12 protein-coding genes are annotated in these 15,031 nt (G+C 36.7%); 8 read left to right on the top strand and 4 right to left on the bottom strand.

Going from position 1 to position 15,031, the window contains the following annotated elements:
* The first annotated feature begins 227 nt into the window (after nt 1–227).
* Both LB467_RS13025 and LB467_RS13020 read left to right on the top strand, forming a co-directional pair.
* Nucleotides 228–2,789, top strand: coding sequence for an ATP-dependent Clp protease ATP-binding subunit (locus tag LB467_RS13025; RefSeq protein ID WP_224474482.1), 2,562 nt, complete (start codon nt 228–230; stop codon nt 2,787–2,789).
* A gap of 117 nt (nt 2,790–2,906) precedes the next feature.
* Entirely contained in the window at nt 2,907–3,281 is a 375-nt protein-coding gene (locus tag LB467_RS13020) for a hypothetical protein (RefSeq protein ID WP_224474481.1), read from the top strand.
* Here the strand turns inward: LB467_RS13020 and hutH are convergent.
* Nucleotides 3,278–4,786, bottom strand: a complete 1,509-nt coding sequence (gene hutH, locus LB467_RS13015) for a histidine ammonia-lyase (protein ID WP_224474480.1) — start codon at nt 4,784–4,786, stop codon at nt 3,278–3,280. The two genes, LB467_RS13020 and hutH, sit on opposite strands and share 4 nt — an antisense overlap.
* Before the next feature lie 248 nt (nt 4,787–5,034).
* Complete coding sequence (locus LB467_RS13010; RefSeq protein ID WP_224474479.1) at nt 5,035–6,558, bottom strand: NAD(P)H-hydrate dehydratase; 1,524 nt, start codon at nt 6,556–6,558, stop codon at nt 5,035–5,037.
* Nucleotides 6,559–6,796: 238 nt separating this feature from the next.
* Between LB467_RS13010 and gcvT the strand changes: the two genes are divergently transcribed.
* The 4 genes from gcvT (at nt 6,797) to LB467_RS12990 (ending at nt 9,893) form a co-directional block, all read left to right on the top strand.
* Nucleotides 6,797–7,879: a glycine cleavage system aminomethyltransferase GcvT gene (gene gcvT / locus LB467_RS13005; RefSeq protein ID WP_224474478.1), complete on the top strand. Its 1,083-nt coding sequence runs from the start codon at nt 6,797–6,799 to the stop codon at nt 7,877–7,879.
* A gap of 3 nt (nt 7,880–7,882) precedes the next feature.
* Nucleotides 7,883–8,698, top strand: coding sequence for a sugar nucleotide-binding protein (locus LB467_RS13000; protein WP_224474477.1), 816 nt, complete (start codon nt 7,883–7,885; stop codon nt 8,696–8,698).
* 89 nt (nt 8,699–8,787) lie between these two features.
* Entirely contained in the window at nt 8,788–9,078 is a 291-nt protein-coding gene (locus LB467_RS12995) for a 4a-hydroxytetrahydrobiopterin dehydratase (protein WP_224474476.1), read from the top strand.
* Between the two features lie 95 nt (nt 9,079–9,173).
* A complete protein-coding gene (locus LB467_RS12990) occupies nt 9,174–9,893 on the top strand; it encodes a YebC/PmpR family DNA-binding transcriptional regulator (RefSeq protein WP_224474475.1) in 720 nt (239 codons plus the stop codon).
* Nucleotides 9,894–10,064: 171 nt separating this feature from the next.
* Here the strand turns inward: LB467_RS12990 and LB467_RS12985 are convergent, their stop codons facing one another.
* Complete coding sequence (locus LB467_RS12985) at nt 10,065–11,267, bottom strand: proline dehydrogenase family protein (protein WP_224474474.1); 1,203 nt, start codon at nt 11,265–11,267, stop codon at nt 10,065–10,067.
* Between the two features lie 107 nt (nt 11,268–11,374).
* Between LB467_RS12985 and aroB the strand changes: the two genes are divergently transcribed.
* Both aroB and LB467_RS12975 read left to right on the top strand, forming a co-directional pair.
* The gene (gene aroB / locus LB467_RS12980) at nt 11,375–12,442 is read left to right on the top strand and encodes a 3-dehydroquinate synthase (RefSeq protein WP_224474473.1); all 1,068 of its coding nucleotides are present in this window, start codon (nt 11,375–11,377) and stop codon (nt 12,440–12,442) included.
* A 61-nt stretch (nt 12,443–12,503) separates the two neighbouring features.
* The gene (locus tag LB467_RS12975) at nt 12,504–12,800 is read left to right on the top strand and encodes a hypothetical protein (RefSeq protein ID WP_224474472.1); all 297 of its coding nucleotides are present in this window, start codon (nt 12,504–12,506) and stop codon (nt 12,798–12,800) included.
* Between the two features lie 1,183 nt (nt 12,801–13,983).
* Here LB467_RS12975 and LB467_RS12970 read toward each other — a convergent pair.
* The coding region (locus LB467_RS12970) for a site-specific integrase (RefSeq protein WP_224474471.1) at nt 13,984–15,031 on the bottom strand (1,048 nt) is incomplete at its 5' end.

Genomic DNA, 15,031 nt, shown 5'->3' with positions numbered 1-15,031 from the left:
CTCGAATCTAACGTGCCAATTTACATATTTTATAGATGTTGAAGCCCTGTTTGGCGTATTGTTTAACCAAATTTTATTAACAAAAATTTAGTGTACTATCGTTAATAAGTTCCTTATTTTACCCTTTGAATATTGAAAGTAATTTTGTCAATTAGCTAATATCATAGGATTAGGTACAATTTTTGAAAGTTTTGTGCTGAATAAATCAGAGAGAAAGGAAGATAAAGATGGATGATAATTTTTCACCGAGAGTAAAAGATGTAATCGCATATAGCAAAGAAGAAGCGCTGCGTTTAGGCCACGATTTTATTGGTACTGAACACCTTATGCTTGGTTTGTTGCGAGACGGAGATGGCAAGGCCATAGATATTTTAAATGCATTAGATATAGATTTAAGTCATTTAAGACGTAAAGTTGAAATACTTAGCCCCGCAAATCCCGAATCTACTGCGGTTTCTAACGAAAAACGAAACCTGCACCTTACCCGCCAGGCAGAGCGGGCCCTAAAAACGACTTTTTTAGAAGCCAAGCTTTTTCAAAGTTCTAATATAAATACCGCTCACTTACTGCTTTGTATTTTGAGAAACGAGAACGATCCCACCACTAAGCTGCTTAATAAACTTAAAATAGATTATGACGGGGTTAAAGATCAGTTTAAATATATGATAGCGAGTGATGAAAATGACTTCCAGGATAGTCCAACGGCCGAGTCATTTTCAGACGACGATAGTAGTACAGATGATGCTACTAAAGACAATCCGTTTAGCGGAGGTGGCAGTGGCCCCGGCAAAACTTCCAAAAAATCCAAAACCCCTGTTTTAGATAACTTCGGAAGAGATTTAACCGCCATGGCAGAAGCCGATAAACTGGATCCCGTAGTAGGTCGTGAGAAAGAAATTGAAAGGGTTTCCCAGATTTTAAGTCGAAGAAAGAAAAACAACCCTTTACTTATTGGTGAACCTGGGGTTGGTAAATCGGCTATTGCTGAAGGTCTAGCACTTAGAATCATTCAACGTAAAGTTTCAAGAATACTGTTTGACAAACGCGTAGTCACTTTAGACCTTGCCAGTTTAGTTGCAGGAACCAAATACCGCGGTCAGTTTGAGGAACGTATGAAAGCCGTGATGAACGAACTTGAAAAGAATGACGACATTATTCTTTTTATAGATGAGATCCACACTATTGTTGGCGCCGGCGGCGCTACAGGAAGTCTTGATGCAAGTAATATGTTTAAACCTGCTCTTGCAAGAGGGGAAATTCAATGTATTGGTGCTACCACTTTAGATGAATATAGACAGTATATTGAAAAAGATGGTGCTTTAGAAAGAAGATTCCAAAAGGTTATTGTTGAACCTACTACGGTAGAGGAAACTATTGAGATCCTTAATAATATTAAAGATAAATACGAAGATCACCACAATGTTTCTTATACCGATGAAGCGATTGAGGCCTGTGTGAAATTAACCAACAGGTATTTAACCGATCGTTTTCTACCGGACAAGGCTATCGATGCTTTAGATGAAGCAGGTTCTCGTGTACACATTACCAATATAGATGTTCCAAAACAGATTTTAGACCTGGAACGCAAACTGGAAGAAGTACGCGAAAAGAAAAATTCTGTAGTTAAAAAGCAGAAATACGAAGAAGCTGCAAAACTTAGGGATGATGAAAAAAACCTTGAGAAAGAATTACAAATAGCCCAGGAAAAATGGGAAGAGGAATCTAAAAAACACAAAGAAACAGTTGACGAAGATAGTGTTGCTGATGTTGTTTCTATGATGACAGGGGTTCCCGTAAATAGAATTGCGCAAACCGAAAGCAATAAACTGGTAGAACTCCCCAAGAAGATAAAAGGAAAAGTAATTGGTCAGGACGATGCGGTTGGTAAAGTTGTGAAAGCCATTCAAAGAAATCGTGCGGGACTTAAAGACCCTAACAAACCAATTGGGTCATTTATATTTTTAGGTCAAACCGGGGTTGGTAAAACACAATTAGCTAAGGTACTTGCCCGTGAGTTATTTGACAATGACGACTCGCTTATTCGAATAGATATGAGTGAATATATGGAGAAGTTCGCTATCTCCAGGTTAATTGGAGCACCTCCGGGATATGTTGGATATGAAGAAGGTGGCCAGTTAACTGAAAAAGTAAGAAGAAAACCTTATGCTGTAATTCTGCTCGATGAGGTTGAAAAAGCCCATCCAGATGTTTTCAATATGCTTCTTCAGGTACTGGATGATGGATATTTAACCGACAGTTTAGGAAGAAAAATAGATTTTAGAAATACAATCATTATTATGACTTCTAATATTGGAGCGAGAAAACTGAAAGATTTCGGTCAGGGAGTTGGATTCGGAACCGCTTCACAACGTTCTCAAGCCGATGAAAATGCAAGAAGTGTAATTGAAAATGCGCTTAAAAAAGCATTCGCACCTGAGTTCTTGAATAGAATTGATGATGTAGTGATCTTTAATAGTCTTGAACGTGAGGATATTCATAAAATTATTGATATTGAATTGACAAAACTATTTAGTAGAATTGGAAGCCTTGGTTACGATATGACCTTAAGTGATAAAGCCAAGGATTTTATTGCTGAAAAAGGATTCGATAAGCAATATGGTGCAAGGCCTTTGAACAGAGCTATTCAGAAATATATTGAAGATGCGCTGGCAGAAGAGATCATCACTTCAAAATTAGCGGAAGGAGATAAAATTTTTATGGATCTCGATGAGGAAAAAAATGAATTAACCATAAAGATTGATAAAAAAATTGAAGAAACAGAATCTTAGGATTTTAGAAGATTATCAATTTTATAAGAGGCTATTTGAAAGATTAATTTCAAATAGCCTTTTTTTAATATAGTCGCTGAATTATATTAAATTTGCCCGAAATTAATCCCTATATTAATGATTACAGAAATAATGGAATTGGAATTTGGGCAGGTGCTTATTTTTCAAAACATCCTTATCGCCGAATTAAATGAAGGCGTACTTTTTAATACAAATAATAATCAGGAATTATTAAATATTGGAAAGGAAGTTTTTCAAAATAAACCTTACGGCTATATCTCTTTACGAAAAAATTCTTATGCCGTAGATCCTCTAGTATATAGGGAATCTGCACGTGCAGAAAACTTAAAAGCCATCGCAGTGGTGAGCGAAAACGAGCTAATTAAATTAAACGCTCATAAAGTAGAACGACAATTCTACAAAGACGCCGATTCTTTTGAAGTTTTTGACAATTTAGAAGAGGCTATAAATTGGATCAAATTTAGAATTTAATCGAAAATATTTTCTTTGAAATTAAACCCCTCCAGATAAGATTTGGCCGCTTTTATATGTGGTGCCATTGTCACATCGGTATGCAGTACAGGAACCACAACTCTAAATTCGTTTAAAACATTCCTTAACATTTCTGAAGTTTCCGCCGGCTCTCTAAAGTGCATAGCTTGCGAAGCATTAAATAATTCAATCGCCAATACACTATTTAAATTTTCTACAACTTTTAAAAGTTTTGTAGCTCCATTAGCACCCATACTCACGTGATCTTCCTGCCCGTTTGAAGAAACAATAGAATCTACTGAAGCTGGAACTGCAAGTTGTTTATTCTGACTAACAATACTGGCTGCGGTATATTGCGGAATCATAAATCCGCTGTTTAATCCAGGATTTTCAACCAAAAATGCTGGTAAGCCGCGAAGTCCGGAAACCAATTGATAAATTCGTCTTTCTGAAATATTGGCGAGTTCAGCTAGTGCGATCGCTAAATAATCCAAAGCTAAAGCCAATGGTTGCCCGTGAAAATTTCCTCCGGAAATAATTTTATCTTCTTCAATAAAAATATTAGGGTTGTCTGTTACCGAATTGATCTCGGTTTTAATGGTTTTTCTTACAAAACTCAAAGTGTCCTTGCTCGCCCCGTGAACCTGGGGGATACATCTAAAACTGTAAGGATCCTGCACATTCTCCTTTTCGCTTTTCGCAATCTGGCTATCATCTAAAAATCTACGAATACGCTCCGCTGTTTTAATCTGTCCCCGATGTGGCCTGGCAAGGTGAACCAACTCATTAAAAGGAGACAAATTACAATCAAAAGCATCTATGGAAACCGAGCTGATAAGATCGGCCAGATAAGATAATTTATAAGATTTCAATAAGGCATAAACCCCATGGGCGCTCATAAATTGGGTGCCGTTTAACAAAGCTAAACCTTCTTTGGATTGTAATTGTAGAGCTTCCCAACCCTGAATTTTAAGCAATTCTTCTCCGCTAATTATTTTATCTTCAAAATACACTTCCCCTTCCCCAATTAAGGGCAAGGCCAAATGAGCAAGTGGGGCAAGATCGCCGGAAGCTCCCAAAGACCCCTGTTCGTAAACTACCGGTAAAATATCAAGGTTATATAAATCGATAAGTCTTAAAACGGTTTCTAAGGCGATCCCTGAATTCCCATAGCTTAAAGATTGAATTTTCAGCAATAGCATCAGCTTCACAATCTCTTTGTTAACTTTATCTCCGGTTCCGCAGGCATGCGATTTTACCAGGTTTTCCTGAAGTTCGGTTAGTTTACCCGGACTTATTTTCACATTGCATAAAGCCCCAAAACCGGTGTTGATTCCATAAATTGGGGTTTCGCTTTCAGTAATTTTTTTGTTTAAGTATTTTCTTGATTTTCGGATATTACATTCAGCTTCTTCACTAAGCGCCAATTTCATTTTACTCCTCAATATATCTTCTATGGTTTCCAAATCCAAAATGGCTGAACTGATATAATGGTGAGACTGCATAAATTATGGTTTTAGGTAATGAAGTTTAATGTTAAAGCCTTTACATTTAAGTATTCGCAGGCCTAATCAGGTTTTTTGAAATGAATGATTTTTGATCTAAAAAGGGTTCTAAATTTTGAATTCACTATTAAATCAAATCCACTTAAATTTCTGCGCCAAAATTCTTATTTCTACTAACGTAATCCAAATTTAAAACTAAATTTTTAAGATATTTTCAAAAAATAACTTAAACAATTGTAAAAGCCGATTTAGACATGATCTTCATCTTTCTTTAGAGCAAGGAAAGCTCTCCCTAAATTATCGCTAATATCTCCGGAAAGCAAAGCTTCGTATCCTCTTTCTTCAGCGCAAATATCACCTGAAAGTCCATGTACATAAACACCTAAAATTGCTGCAACAAGCGGTTCATATTTTTGAGACATCAAACCTGCAATAATTCCTGAAAGCACATCTCCACTTCCCGCTGTTGCCATTCCGGGATTGCCGGAATTGTTTATATAGGTGTGTTTCCCGCTAAAAACAAAGGTATGTGCTCCTTTTAAAACCACTATCACCTTATATTTTTTCGTGAAATCCTCGATCTTATCAATCTTTTCAAAATCATCCTCCCATTTTCCAATAAGCCTTTCCAGTTCTTTGGGATGAGGCGTTAAAACCGATTTTTTTGGGAGCAATTCCAAAAGTTCATTATTTTCAGAAAGCATATTTAATCCATCAGCATCAATAAGCATGGGATTTTCAGTTTTTTCTAATAACTTTTTGAAGGCATTTACGGTTTTAGAAGATTTACCGGCGCCCATCCCAAAACAAATAACATCTGGTTCGAGATCGGTATCTATATTGGTGAGTTCGTTATCATCTTCATCGGTAATTACCATAGCTTCCGGAAAGCTCGTTTGTAAAATATTGTAACCGCATTTTGGCACAAAAACACTACATAATCCAGCACCTGCCCTTAGCGTAGATTTAGCTGAAAGCACCATACTTCCAATTTTCCCATAGCTTCCTCCTACTACAAGACTGTGGCCATAGTCACCTTTATGGCTATTTCTATTACGCGGTTTATAAAATTGCCTGGCTTCACGCTTACCTATTAGTTGAGCCATAGCTTTAACCTCTTTCAAATATTCGCGGTCCAAACCAATATCCAGAACCTGCATTTCCCCCACATATCTCATCGTTTGCGGCAGAAAAAACACAATTTTTGGAGTTTGGAAAGTCAGGGTATAATTCGCTTTAATCACTGAGGCATCTTTTGCAGGTGCTTTATCCGGGAACAAACCAGATGGCATATCTAAAGCCAGACAAAAGGCTCCAGATTCATTTATATGTTCCAGTAATTCTGCAAGCCATCCCTCTGCTGGTCGGTTTAGGCCAATTCCAAAAATCGCGTCTACCACGAAATCACCGGGAGAAATTTCAGGAAAATCTTCTTTTCGTTTTATCAGTTCAGGCCAGGTGTGGCTTTCCTTTTTATAACGATCGGAATTCACCAGAAAATCATCAGAGCGCTTATCGCTGTAATTCACCACATAAACTTTCACCTTATAGCCGTATTTATGCAGTAAACGCGCTACTACAAGTCCGTCGCCACCGTTATTCCCTATTCCGCAGAAAATTTTAATATTGATATCTGCACCTTCCAGCCTTGTGTGAATTTCGTTAAATACCAGGCTCGCCGCCCGCTCCATCAAACGCGTACTTGAAATTCCTTCATTTTTAAGTGTGACTTCGTCGGCTTCGCCTAATTGTTCTGCGGATAATATTTTCATAATTGGCTTCGTTGAAATTTTCATTCATAAAATTACAAATTAATGCCTGAAAGCTTCGGCTTAAAAAATTAATCTAAACTTAAATTTCAAATGGATTTGCCAATAAAAGTTTAATTCAAAGACTTTATTACCTGGGAAACTAAGCCCTGCTCCATTATTCCAAGGATTCTTCACAAAAAGCCCTTTTTAATATTGTATTCAAAGTGAAATCAATAAATTTGCGCAAATTTTAGATAAAATGAAAGAAGTTGCCCTCGCTGCCAGACATAAAGAACTAAATGCCAAAATGGTACCTTTTGCAGGTTATAATATGCCTGTTTCCTATGAAGGTGTAAATATTGAACATCAAAACGTTCGTGAGAAATTAGGTGTTTTTGATGTTTCCCATATGGGAGAATTCCTTATCACCGGTGATAAGGCACTGGAACTTATACAAAAGATTACTACCAATGATGCTTCAAAACTGGTAGACGGGAAAGCACAATACACCGTGATGCCTAATGAAACCGGCGGAATTGTAGACGATTTAATCATTTACAGGATTAATTCTGAAAAATATTTACTGGTAGTAAATGCTTCTAATATTGATAAAGACTGGAACTGGATCTCGCAGCATAATACGATGGATGCTACAATGCGTGATATGTCAGACGAATTTTCGCTTTTAGCAATTCAGGGGCCAAAAGCTGCCGAAGCAATGCAATCTTTGACAGATGTAGACCTTTCTAATATGAAATTTTACACTTTTGAAGTTGCCGAATTTGCGGGAGTAGATAAAGTGATAATTTCAGCTACAGGTTATACCGGAAGCGGCGGATTTGAGATCTATTTCAAAAACGAAGATGCCGAGCAAATTTGGGATCGTGTGATGGAGGCCGGAAAAGACTTCGGAATAAAACCCATAGGACTGGCTGCACGTGATACTTTAAGACTGGAAATGGGCTTTTGTCTCTACGGAAATGATATTGACGAAACCACTTCCCCTATTGAAGCTAAATTAGGCTGGATCACCAAATTCACCAAAGACTTTATTAATTCTGAAGCATTAAAGAAAGAAAAAGAAGAAGGGCCAAAACGAAAGTTGATCGCATTTGAAATGGAAGAGCGTGGAATCCCACGCCAGGGTTACGAAATTGAAGATGAAGATGGCAAGGTTATTGGCGAAGTAACTTCGGGGACAATGTCACCATCGCTGGAAAAAGGAATAGGCTTAGGCTACGTGCCTGCTGAAGTTGCTAAATTTGGCAACAAGATTTTTATAAAAGTTAGAAAGAAATCCATTCCGGCCGTACAGGTGAAATTGCCCTTTTATAAAGGATAATTTTTGGAACGAATTTTAATTTTAGGAGCAAGCGGCTTTATAGGCAATGCCTTATATAAAGAACTGTGCTCCTTTTTTGATACCCACGGAACCTATCATACTGCAAACCGCGTTTTTGAGGAAAATCATCAGTTTCACCATTTTGACATGGAAACTGAAAATATTGAAATCCTGCTTCAAAATATAAAGCCTACAATAATTATCTCCGCTGTTCGGGGAAATTTTGACGCCCAAATTATCGCGCATTTTGAAATAATCAACTATATCCTTACCCATAAGTGTAAATTGCTTTTTATTTCATCGGCCAATGTATTTGATGCTTTTACCAATTTTCCCTCTTATGAATACGATAAGACTTTATCGCAAAGTATTTACGGCAGGTTTAAAATTAAAATTGAAAATGCACTGCTAAGACTTCCAAACGATAAATACAACATCTTACGTTTGCCCATGGTTTTTGGCCAAAATTCTCCCCGGATCAAGCAAATTAAAACGCTTATAGATTTAGGGGAAGCTATAGAGGTTTTTCCAAACGTGGTAATTAATGTTACTGAAATTGAAAAAGTAACCCAGCAAATTCATTATATCATTAATCGTAAAAAACAAGGGGTTTTTCATCTAGGCAGCACCGACCTGGTTCATCAAAAAGATTTTATTGAAGAAGTTTGCGAAGTTCTAGGACATAAGAACCTTATTTTTAAAAATATCTACGATTCTAATTTCGATCGGTTTTTAGCGGTTTTACCCAAAGAAAATATCTTACCCAAAAACCTGCAGGTTTCAGTACAACAGGTCACAAAGGCTTCAGTAAAGAACTAGGTGTTAATCTTGTACTAAAAGTGATATAGATTAAAAATTCAGGCTTTAGATGCTTAAATTTAAAGAACTAATCACTAAAAATTATTAAGATGAAAAAGCTTAGCGAAGACGAAATCAATAAAAAGTTGGAGAGTCTTGAAGGATGGGTCTACAAGGATAATGCAATTCATACATCTTTTCAGTTTGCTAATTTTAAAGATGCTTTTACGGTAATGATGCGTATTGCTTTTGAAGCTGAAGCCCAGGAACACCATCCTAACTGGGGAAACGTGTACAACGAACTGGAAATCTCACTTTCCACCCACGATGCAGATGGGATAACCGAAAAGGATTTTAAGCTGGCAAAAGCTATTGAAGAAATAGTAGAGGCTTCAGCTTAGTTTCAGAAAAAATATTTTAAAATTTAAAGCTTCCAATTTTCAAATTGAATTGGAAGCTTTTTTATATTTTTGTCTCAATTTTTTATTCAGAATAAATGGGAAGAGCATTTGAATTTAGAAAGGCGCGTAAGATGAAACGCTGGTCTGCAATGGCCAAAGCCTTTACCCGTATTGGAAAAGATATCGTTATGGCCGTTAAAGAAGGCGGACCCGATCCTGATACCAATGCAAAACTAAGGGCGGTTATCCAAAACGCGAAGAGCGTGAATATGCCCAAAGACAATATTGAACGTGCCATTAAAAGGGCTAGTGATAAAAGTCAGGGCGATTATAAAGTTGTACTGTTTGAAGGTTACGCCCCCCACGGAATCGCTGTGTTGGTAGAAACCGCTACCGACAACAATAACCGTACTGTTGCCAATGTTCGTTCTCATTTTAATAAATGTGACGGAAACCTGGGAACTTCAGGATCTGTAGAGTTTATGTTTGATCATACCTGTAATTTCAGGTTGAATGCTGAAGGATTGGACGTGGAAGAACTGGAACTGGAATTTATAGATTTTGGGGCTGAAGAAGTTTTTGAAGATGAAGATGGAATTCATATTTATGCGCCCTTCGAATTTTTTGGAGCGATCCAAAAAGAACTGGAAAACCGGGAAATCGAAATACTTTCTTCAGGGTTTGAAAGAATCCCACAGGTAACAAAACCACTTTCAGCAGAAGAAGCCGCTGATGTTGAAAAACTACTGGAAAGACTGGAAGAAGACGACGATGTACAAAATGTATATCATACTATGGAAGAAACCGAGGATTAGTTTTCTTCAGTATAAAACGTAAAAAAGCTATTTGGGATTATTCTTTAATCGTCAACCTGAACTCGTTTCAGAGCCTGCTCCGATAATTTTTCGGAGTTCTAACATATTAGATTCTGAAACGAGTTCAGAATGACGGCCTAAGAAATTTGATTCCCAAACAGCTTTTTAAATTTAATGCTCGCCCCTATCGTGTTTGGTAGGCTGACCTTTTCTGCGTTTCTTTTCTTCTTCCAGAAGCGAAAGTTCACGACCGGTTTGTCCTTTTACAGATGTATTTTCCTGTGCCCTTCTCAATAAGTACGGCACTACTTCCCGTACCGGTCCGAAAGGCAGTAATTTAGCTGAATTATAACCTTTTTTGGCCAAGTTATAACTAATATGATCACTCATCCCGTACAACTGGCTAAACCAAATACGATCGTCGTCTAAAGGTAATCCTTTGTCTTCCATACTTTGCAGCGCAAGATAATTACTCACCTCATTATGAGTTCCTATAAATAAGTGAATATCCTGAAGATTTGCTAAACAATAAGACATCACACTGTTAAAGTTAACATCTGTTGCTTCTTTGTTTTCGCAAATTGGTGAAGTATAATTGTATTTTTTGGCGCGCGCATTTTCCTTCTCCATATAAGCTCCGCGTACAATCTTAGCTCCGACTTTAAATCCTTCTTTTTTAGCTCTTTCGTGTAAAGCTTTCACATATTCCAATCTGTCCCAACGGTAACACTGGAAGGTATTATAAATAAGGATTTTGTCCTTATTATATTTCTTCATCATTTCCTCCATCAACTCATCGGCTGCGAGTTGCATCCAGCTTTCCTCGGCATCGGCATATAATCTTACGTTGTTATCGTAAGCACATTTACAAAGGCTATTAACTCTTTCCTTAACACGTTCCCATTCTTCTTTTTCGTCATCACTAAGATTAATACGCTCCGTGATTTTTTCCCAGATAGCAAATCTTCCTATTCCGGTTGGTTTAAAGAGAGAAAATGGTAATTCATCACTTTCCGCAGCGAATTTTATCAACTTCATTTTCTTATTTAAAGCAGAATCAAATTGTTCTTCAGTTTCCTTCCCTTCTACCGAGTAATCAAGGATGCTATGCAGTTTTTTAGAATACATTTCCTTGGTAAGTGGCTTACAATCCTCTTCGGTTATACCACCACAAAACTGTTCAAAAATTGTCTTTTTAATCAGTCCCTCTACCGGCAGGTGTAGTTTTAAAGAAAATTTGGTCAACCAGGAACCAACGTCAACCAACTGCTTTTTATTCATCATGCTAAACAAAAAGATAGCACGATCCAGCTCTAAATCGGTTTTTAATTTAAAAGCTGTTTTAGTGTCGTTAAAGATTTTTCTATTAATCATGAGCGTGTCTTAAGTGCCGCAAATATAATTATTGAAGTTTGATTTTATTATGAATATTTCTGCTTATTTTCGAAGCCGAATCACAAATGCTAAAAACGTCAAGAACTATGTCTAATATGGCAGTTAATGGGCCGGTTTACTTCCAGGAAGACGGCTTTCTCCAAATAAATGCTTATTTAAAGGAATCAAAACCTTCTAAAGTCTTTATTTTAGTAGACAATAACACACATCGTGATTGCCTGGCTGTTTTCCTTCAGAAGATTGAAGCTTCCGAGAATTTTGATATTTTAGAAATTGAAGCCGGTGAAATCAATAAAAATCTAGAGACCTGTACCGGTTTATGGAATGCCCTTTCTGAATTAGATGCCGATCGTAAAAGCCTGATGATAAATGTTGGTGGTGGCGTGGTAACCGATCTTGGCGGATTTGTTGCTTCAACTTTTAAACGTGGCATTAGTTATATAAACGTACCCACCAGCTTACTGGCTATGGTAGATGCATCGGTTGGCGGAAAAACCGGTGTTGATCTCGGGAACTTAAAAAATCAAATTGGGGTTATTAACCATGCAGAAATGGTGATAATTGATCCCTCATTTCTGGCTACCTTACCGCAAACCGAAATGCGAAGCGGTCTTGCTGAAATTTTAAAACACGCCCTAATTAGCAGCGAAACTTACTGGAATAAGGTGACTAATCTAAGTGAACTTACTTTAGATGACCTGGACGAGATCATTAAAGAATCGGTAGAGATTAAATCTAAAGTAGTTACCGAAGATCCCGAAGAAAACGGATTACGAAAAACACTAAATTACGGCCACACACTTGGTCATGCTATAGAGTCCTATTTTTTGACACATTCAGAAAAAACTACTTTACTTCATGGAGAAGCCATAGCTGTTGGGATGGTATTGGCCACTTATATTTCTAAAGAACTGCAGGATTTCCCTGAAGATAAACTAAAGGAAATCACTAATAAAATTCTGGATATTTATGAACGTGTTGAATTTTCAGAAGAAGATATTCAGCAAATCATAGATTTGATGAAATACGACAAGAAAAATTCCCACGGAAATATAAATTTTGTACTGCTAAAAGATATTGGCGACACAGTGATAGATTGCAAAGTTCCTAATGAACTAATTTGGAATGCTTTTGAATATTACAGGAAAGCTTGATTTATAATATAAAAACAGTATTTTTAAAACCTACTAACTACATCCTCATAAACTTTTATTTATGAAAAGAATTATTGTTGACTACAAGAAACTAACTCCAGAGATCCTCGGACTTCTAGTGGAGAAATATCCCGACGGATACGACGATGACCAAATTATTGCATTTAAAAACGCAAAAAACGAAAAGATTGAAGCAGTTGAGGTAAAAACTGAAGATGCTATATACCTGGTGAAGGTAAGTACACGCCTTGAAAATACTATGGCTAATTTTGACGAAGAGGACTATGATGATGCAGATTACAACGAACCTATTGTAGAAATCCCAGAAAAGGACGAAGAGGAAGAAGACAAGTCATAGTGAACTGTTAACTGAGTTCTGTATTAAAATTTAGAAGGGATTTTTCTTTAGGAAGGATCCCTTTTTTCATTTAAATGTATTGGATTCACCGAATCATTCTGGATTAAATGAATCAGGTAACCGAATAGGTCACATTTTATTTGATATGAAACTAAAAAAAATGATCCCCAGTTTTACTTAAAAAACTGAAAATCATTTATTTAGGTGTTTTTTTGATGTATTTTGATACTCAAAAAGTCGGGGTGGCAGAACGCTTTTAAAACGCTGAAAACCCCAGTATTTATACGGTTTCACGCAGTTCCAATTTTTGAACTCACGATTAACTCAAAATTTAAATAGAACGTATTGGTGCAGTTTGATATTCTGACCTAACCAAATATACAAATAAATGGAGTAGTAATGCGCTCATATTATTGAAGGAAATTAAAAGTTCCGACTCCAAAAATAAATTAAGGATTATAGCATCGAACCTGTTCAATCCGGAAAGTTTATAACAAGATCCAATTTACTTTTTTCATCTGGAGCATTTTCCTTTTGCCGGCGAAAAGAAAAAATAGTGAAGATCAGGATGAAACGGTTTATTCTGAATTTTTATTTACTTCTTCCAGTGCCATCGCATTACCTTTTGATGCTTCTATATCTTCAAGCTTTAAAATTATAGAGGAGCTATAAATAGCAAAGCGGTTTATGCGCTCCGGTTAATTTCAAAGCTTGTTTTTTTAGCATTGAAAGGTAAGGTGATGTAAGAAGGGTTTTAAAGAAATTATGAAATCCTGATCGGTGAATTTAAGTCACCGCCTAGCGGACTTGAGTCAAAAAGCTTATTTGGTATTATACTTCGCGTACTTTATATTCTAAGCTTTTTTAGAAAACTTCAGCAACTTGTCTGTCGTACTTGTTTTTAGTTGAACCCTTTATTTTGTCATAATGGATACTATTTTAATACTTACTGGCTACCGCCATCTTTATTTTACTGACCTTTCCAGACGGGTATATCCAGTAGGGTGGATATTTTTTTAAAGTTTCAAATTTAAAAGCCCTGTAAAATCAGGCCTTTGTTAAAAAAGAAATCGAATAACATCGCTCTGCGTGTTACCCTCTTGCTATTCGATTTCGTCCCGTGGGCGGGACAAAATTTTCATACATCTTGGTTTGCACCAACTGCATTTCTTTAAAAGAAGTTTTAATTTTTATTATTTAATTTAATTCTCAAAGAGTCCATATCACTTGAAATTTTGGAATCAATCACCCGGGCATAAATTTGAGTAGTAGATAATTTTGTATGTCCTAAAAGCTTAGATACTGTTTCAATAGGAACACCATTGGCTAAGGTTACCGTTGTTGCGAATGTATGCCTAGCGGCGTGGAAACTAAGTTCTTTATTTATCTTTACCTCTTTAGTGATTTCGCGTAAGTACTGGTTGGTTTTCTGGTTGGAATAGACCGGAAGTAAAACATCACTGGAACAAACCTTTGGATGGTCCTGGTACTTTTCAAGAATTCGTTCAGCTTCTTCTAACAGCGGGATTCTCAGCATCGTATTAGTTTTGATCCTTCGGGTGTAGATCCACTTATTCCCATCAACACCTATCTGAATATGCTTTTTCTTTAGCTCCTTGACATCGCCATATGGCAATCCAGTATAACAGCAGAACACAAAAATATCTCGGTTGATATTGTGAGTAGACCTTTTAAATTTTTTGTTTTTTATTTTTTGTAATTCCGCTTTGGAAAGATAGACCATATCCACCTGGTCAAAACGGAGTTTAAACCTTTTGGTTGGGTTCTTTTCAATCCAGTCCAAATCTTCGGCAAGGCGCATTAATTTTTTAAAGCGTTCCATATGTTTCATGACTCCATTATTTTGGAGGCTGGGCAAGCCCCTTAAAAAACTTTCAAAGCTCAATGTAAATTGGTAATCAACCTGTTTTAAATAAATATCCGAAGTATGATACTGGTCTTTTAAAAAATCTTTGAGGTAGTTTTCCGTAGTAGTATAGTTTTTCATAGTCCCATACTTTAAAACCTTACCCATTTTCTCTTTGTGATATTTGATCAAATAGATTAGCGTATAATGTTGCTGATCACTCCCCAGAAATCTAGCTTTGACCGTCTGTGCCGTTATCAGCAGTCCTTCTTTTAAAAGACTGTCCTGGGTTTTATAGAGCTGCACCTTGGTTTCATCAATTTTTTTATTGATTACCCGGCTTTCAGAACTGTTACCAATAAGT

The sequence above is a fragment of the Salegentibacter tibetensis genome (assembly GCF_020164485.1).
Lineage (GTDB): Bacteria > Bacteroidota > Bacteroidia > Flavobacteriales > Flavobacteriaceae > Salegentibacter > Salegentibacter tibetensis.
Note: the sequence above shows the minus strand (reverse complement) of the source record. Positions and strands in the feature narration are given on the sequence as shown.

What these genes read in the sequence shown, in the direction of transcription:
- LB467_RS12990 (WP_224474475.1), top strand. Translation starts at nt 9,174, where the DNA reads ATGGGAAGAGCATTTGAATTTAGAAAGGCGCGTAAGATGAAACGCTGG.
- LB467_RS13010 (WP_224474479.1), bottom strand. Translation starts at nt 6,558, where the DNA reads ATGAAAATATTATCCGCAGAACAATTAGGCGAAGCCGACGAAGTCACA.
- LB467_RS13025 (WP_224474482.1), top strand. Translation starts at nt 228, where the DNA reads ATGGATGATAATTTTTCACCGAGAGTAAAAGATGTAATCGCATATAGC.
- LB467_RS12985 (WP_224474474.1), bottom strand. Translation starts at nt 11,267, where the DNA reads ATGATTAATAGAAAAATCTTTAACGACACTAAAACAGCTTTTAAATTA.
- LB467_RS12995 (WP_224474476.1), top strand. Translation starts at nt 8,788, where the DNA reads ATGAAAAAGCTTAGCGAAGACGAAATCAATAAAAAGTTGGAGAGTCTT.
- hutH (WP_224474480.1), bottom strand. Translation starts at nt 4,786, where the DNA reads ATGCAGTCTCACCATTATATCAGTTCAGCCATTTTGGATTTGGAAACC.
- aroB (WP_224474473.1), top strand. Translation starts at nt 11,375, where the DNA reads ATGTCTAATATGGCAGTTAATGGGCCGGTTTACTTCCAGGAAGACGGC.
- LB467_RS13020 (WP_224474481.1), top strand. Translation starts at nt 2,907, where the DNA reads ATGATTACAGAAATAATGGAATTGGAATTTGGGCAGGTGCTTATTTTT.
- LB467_RS12975 (WP_224474472.1), top strand. Translation starts at nt 12,504, where the DNA reads ATGAAAAGAATTATTGTTGACTACAAGAAACTAACTCCAGAGATCCTC.
- gcvT (WP_224474478.1), top strand. Translation starts at nt 6,797, where the DNA reads ATGAAAGAAGTTGCCCTCGCTGCCAGACATAAAGAACTAAATGCCAAA.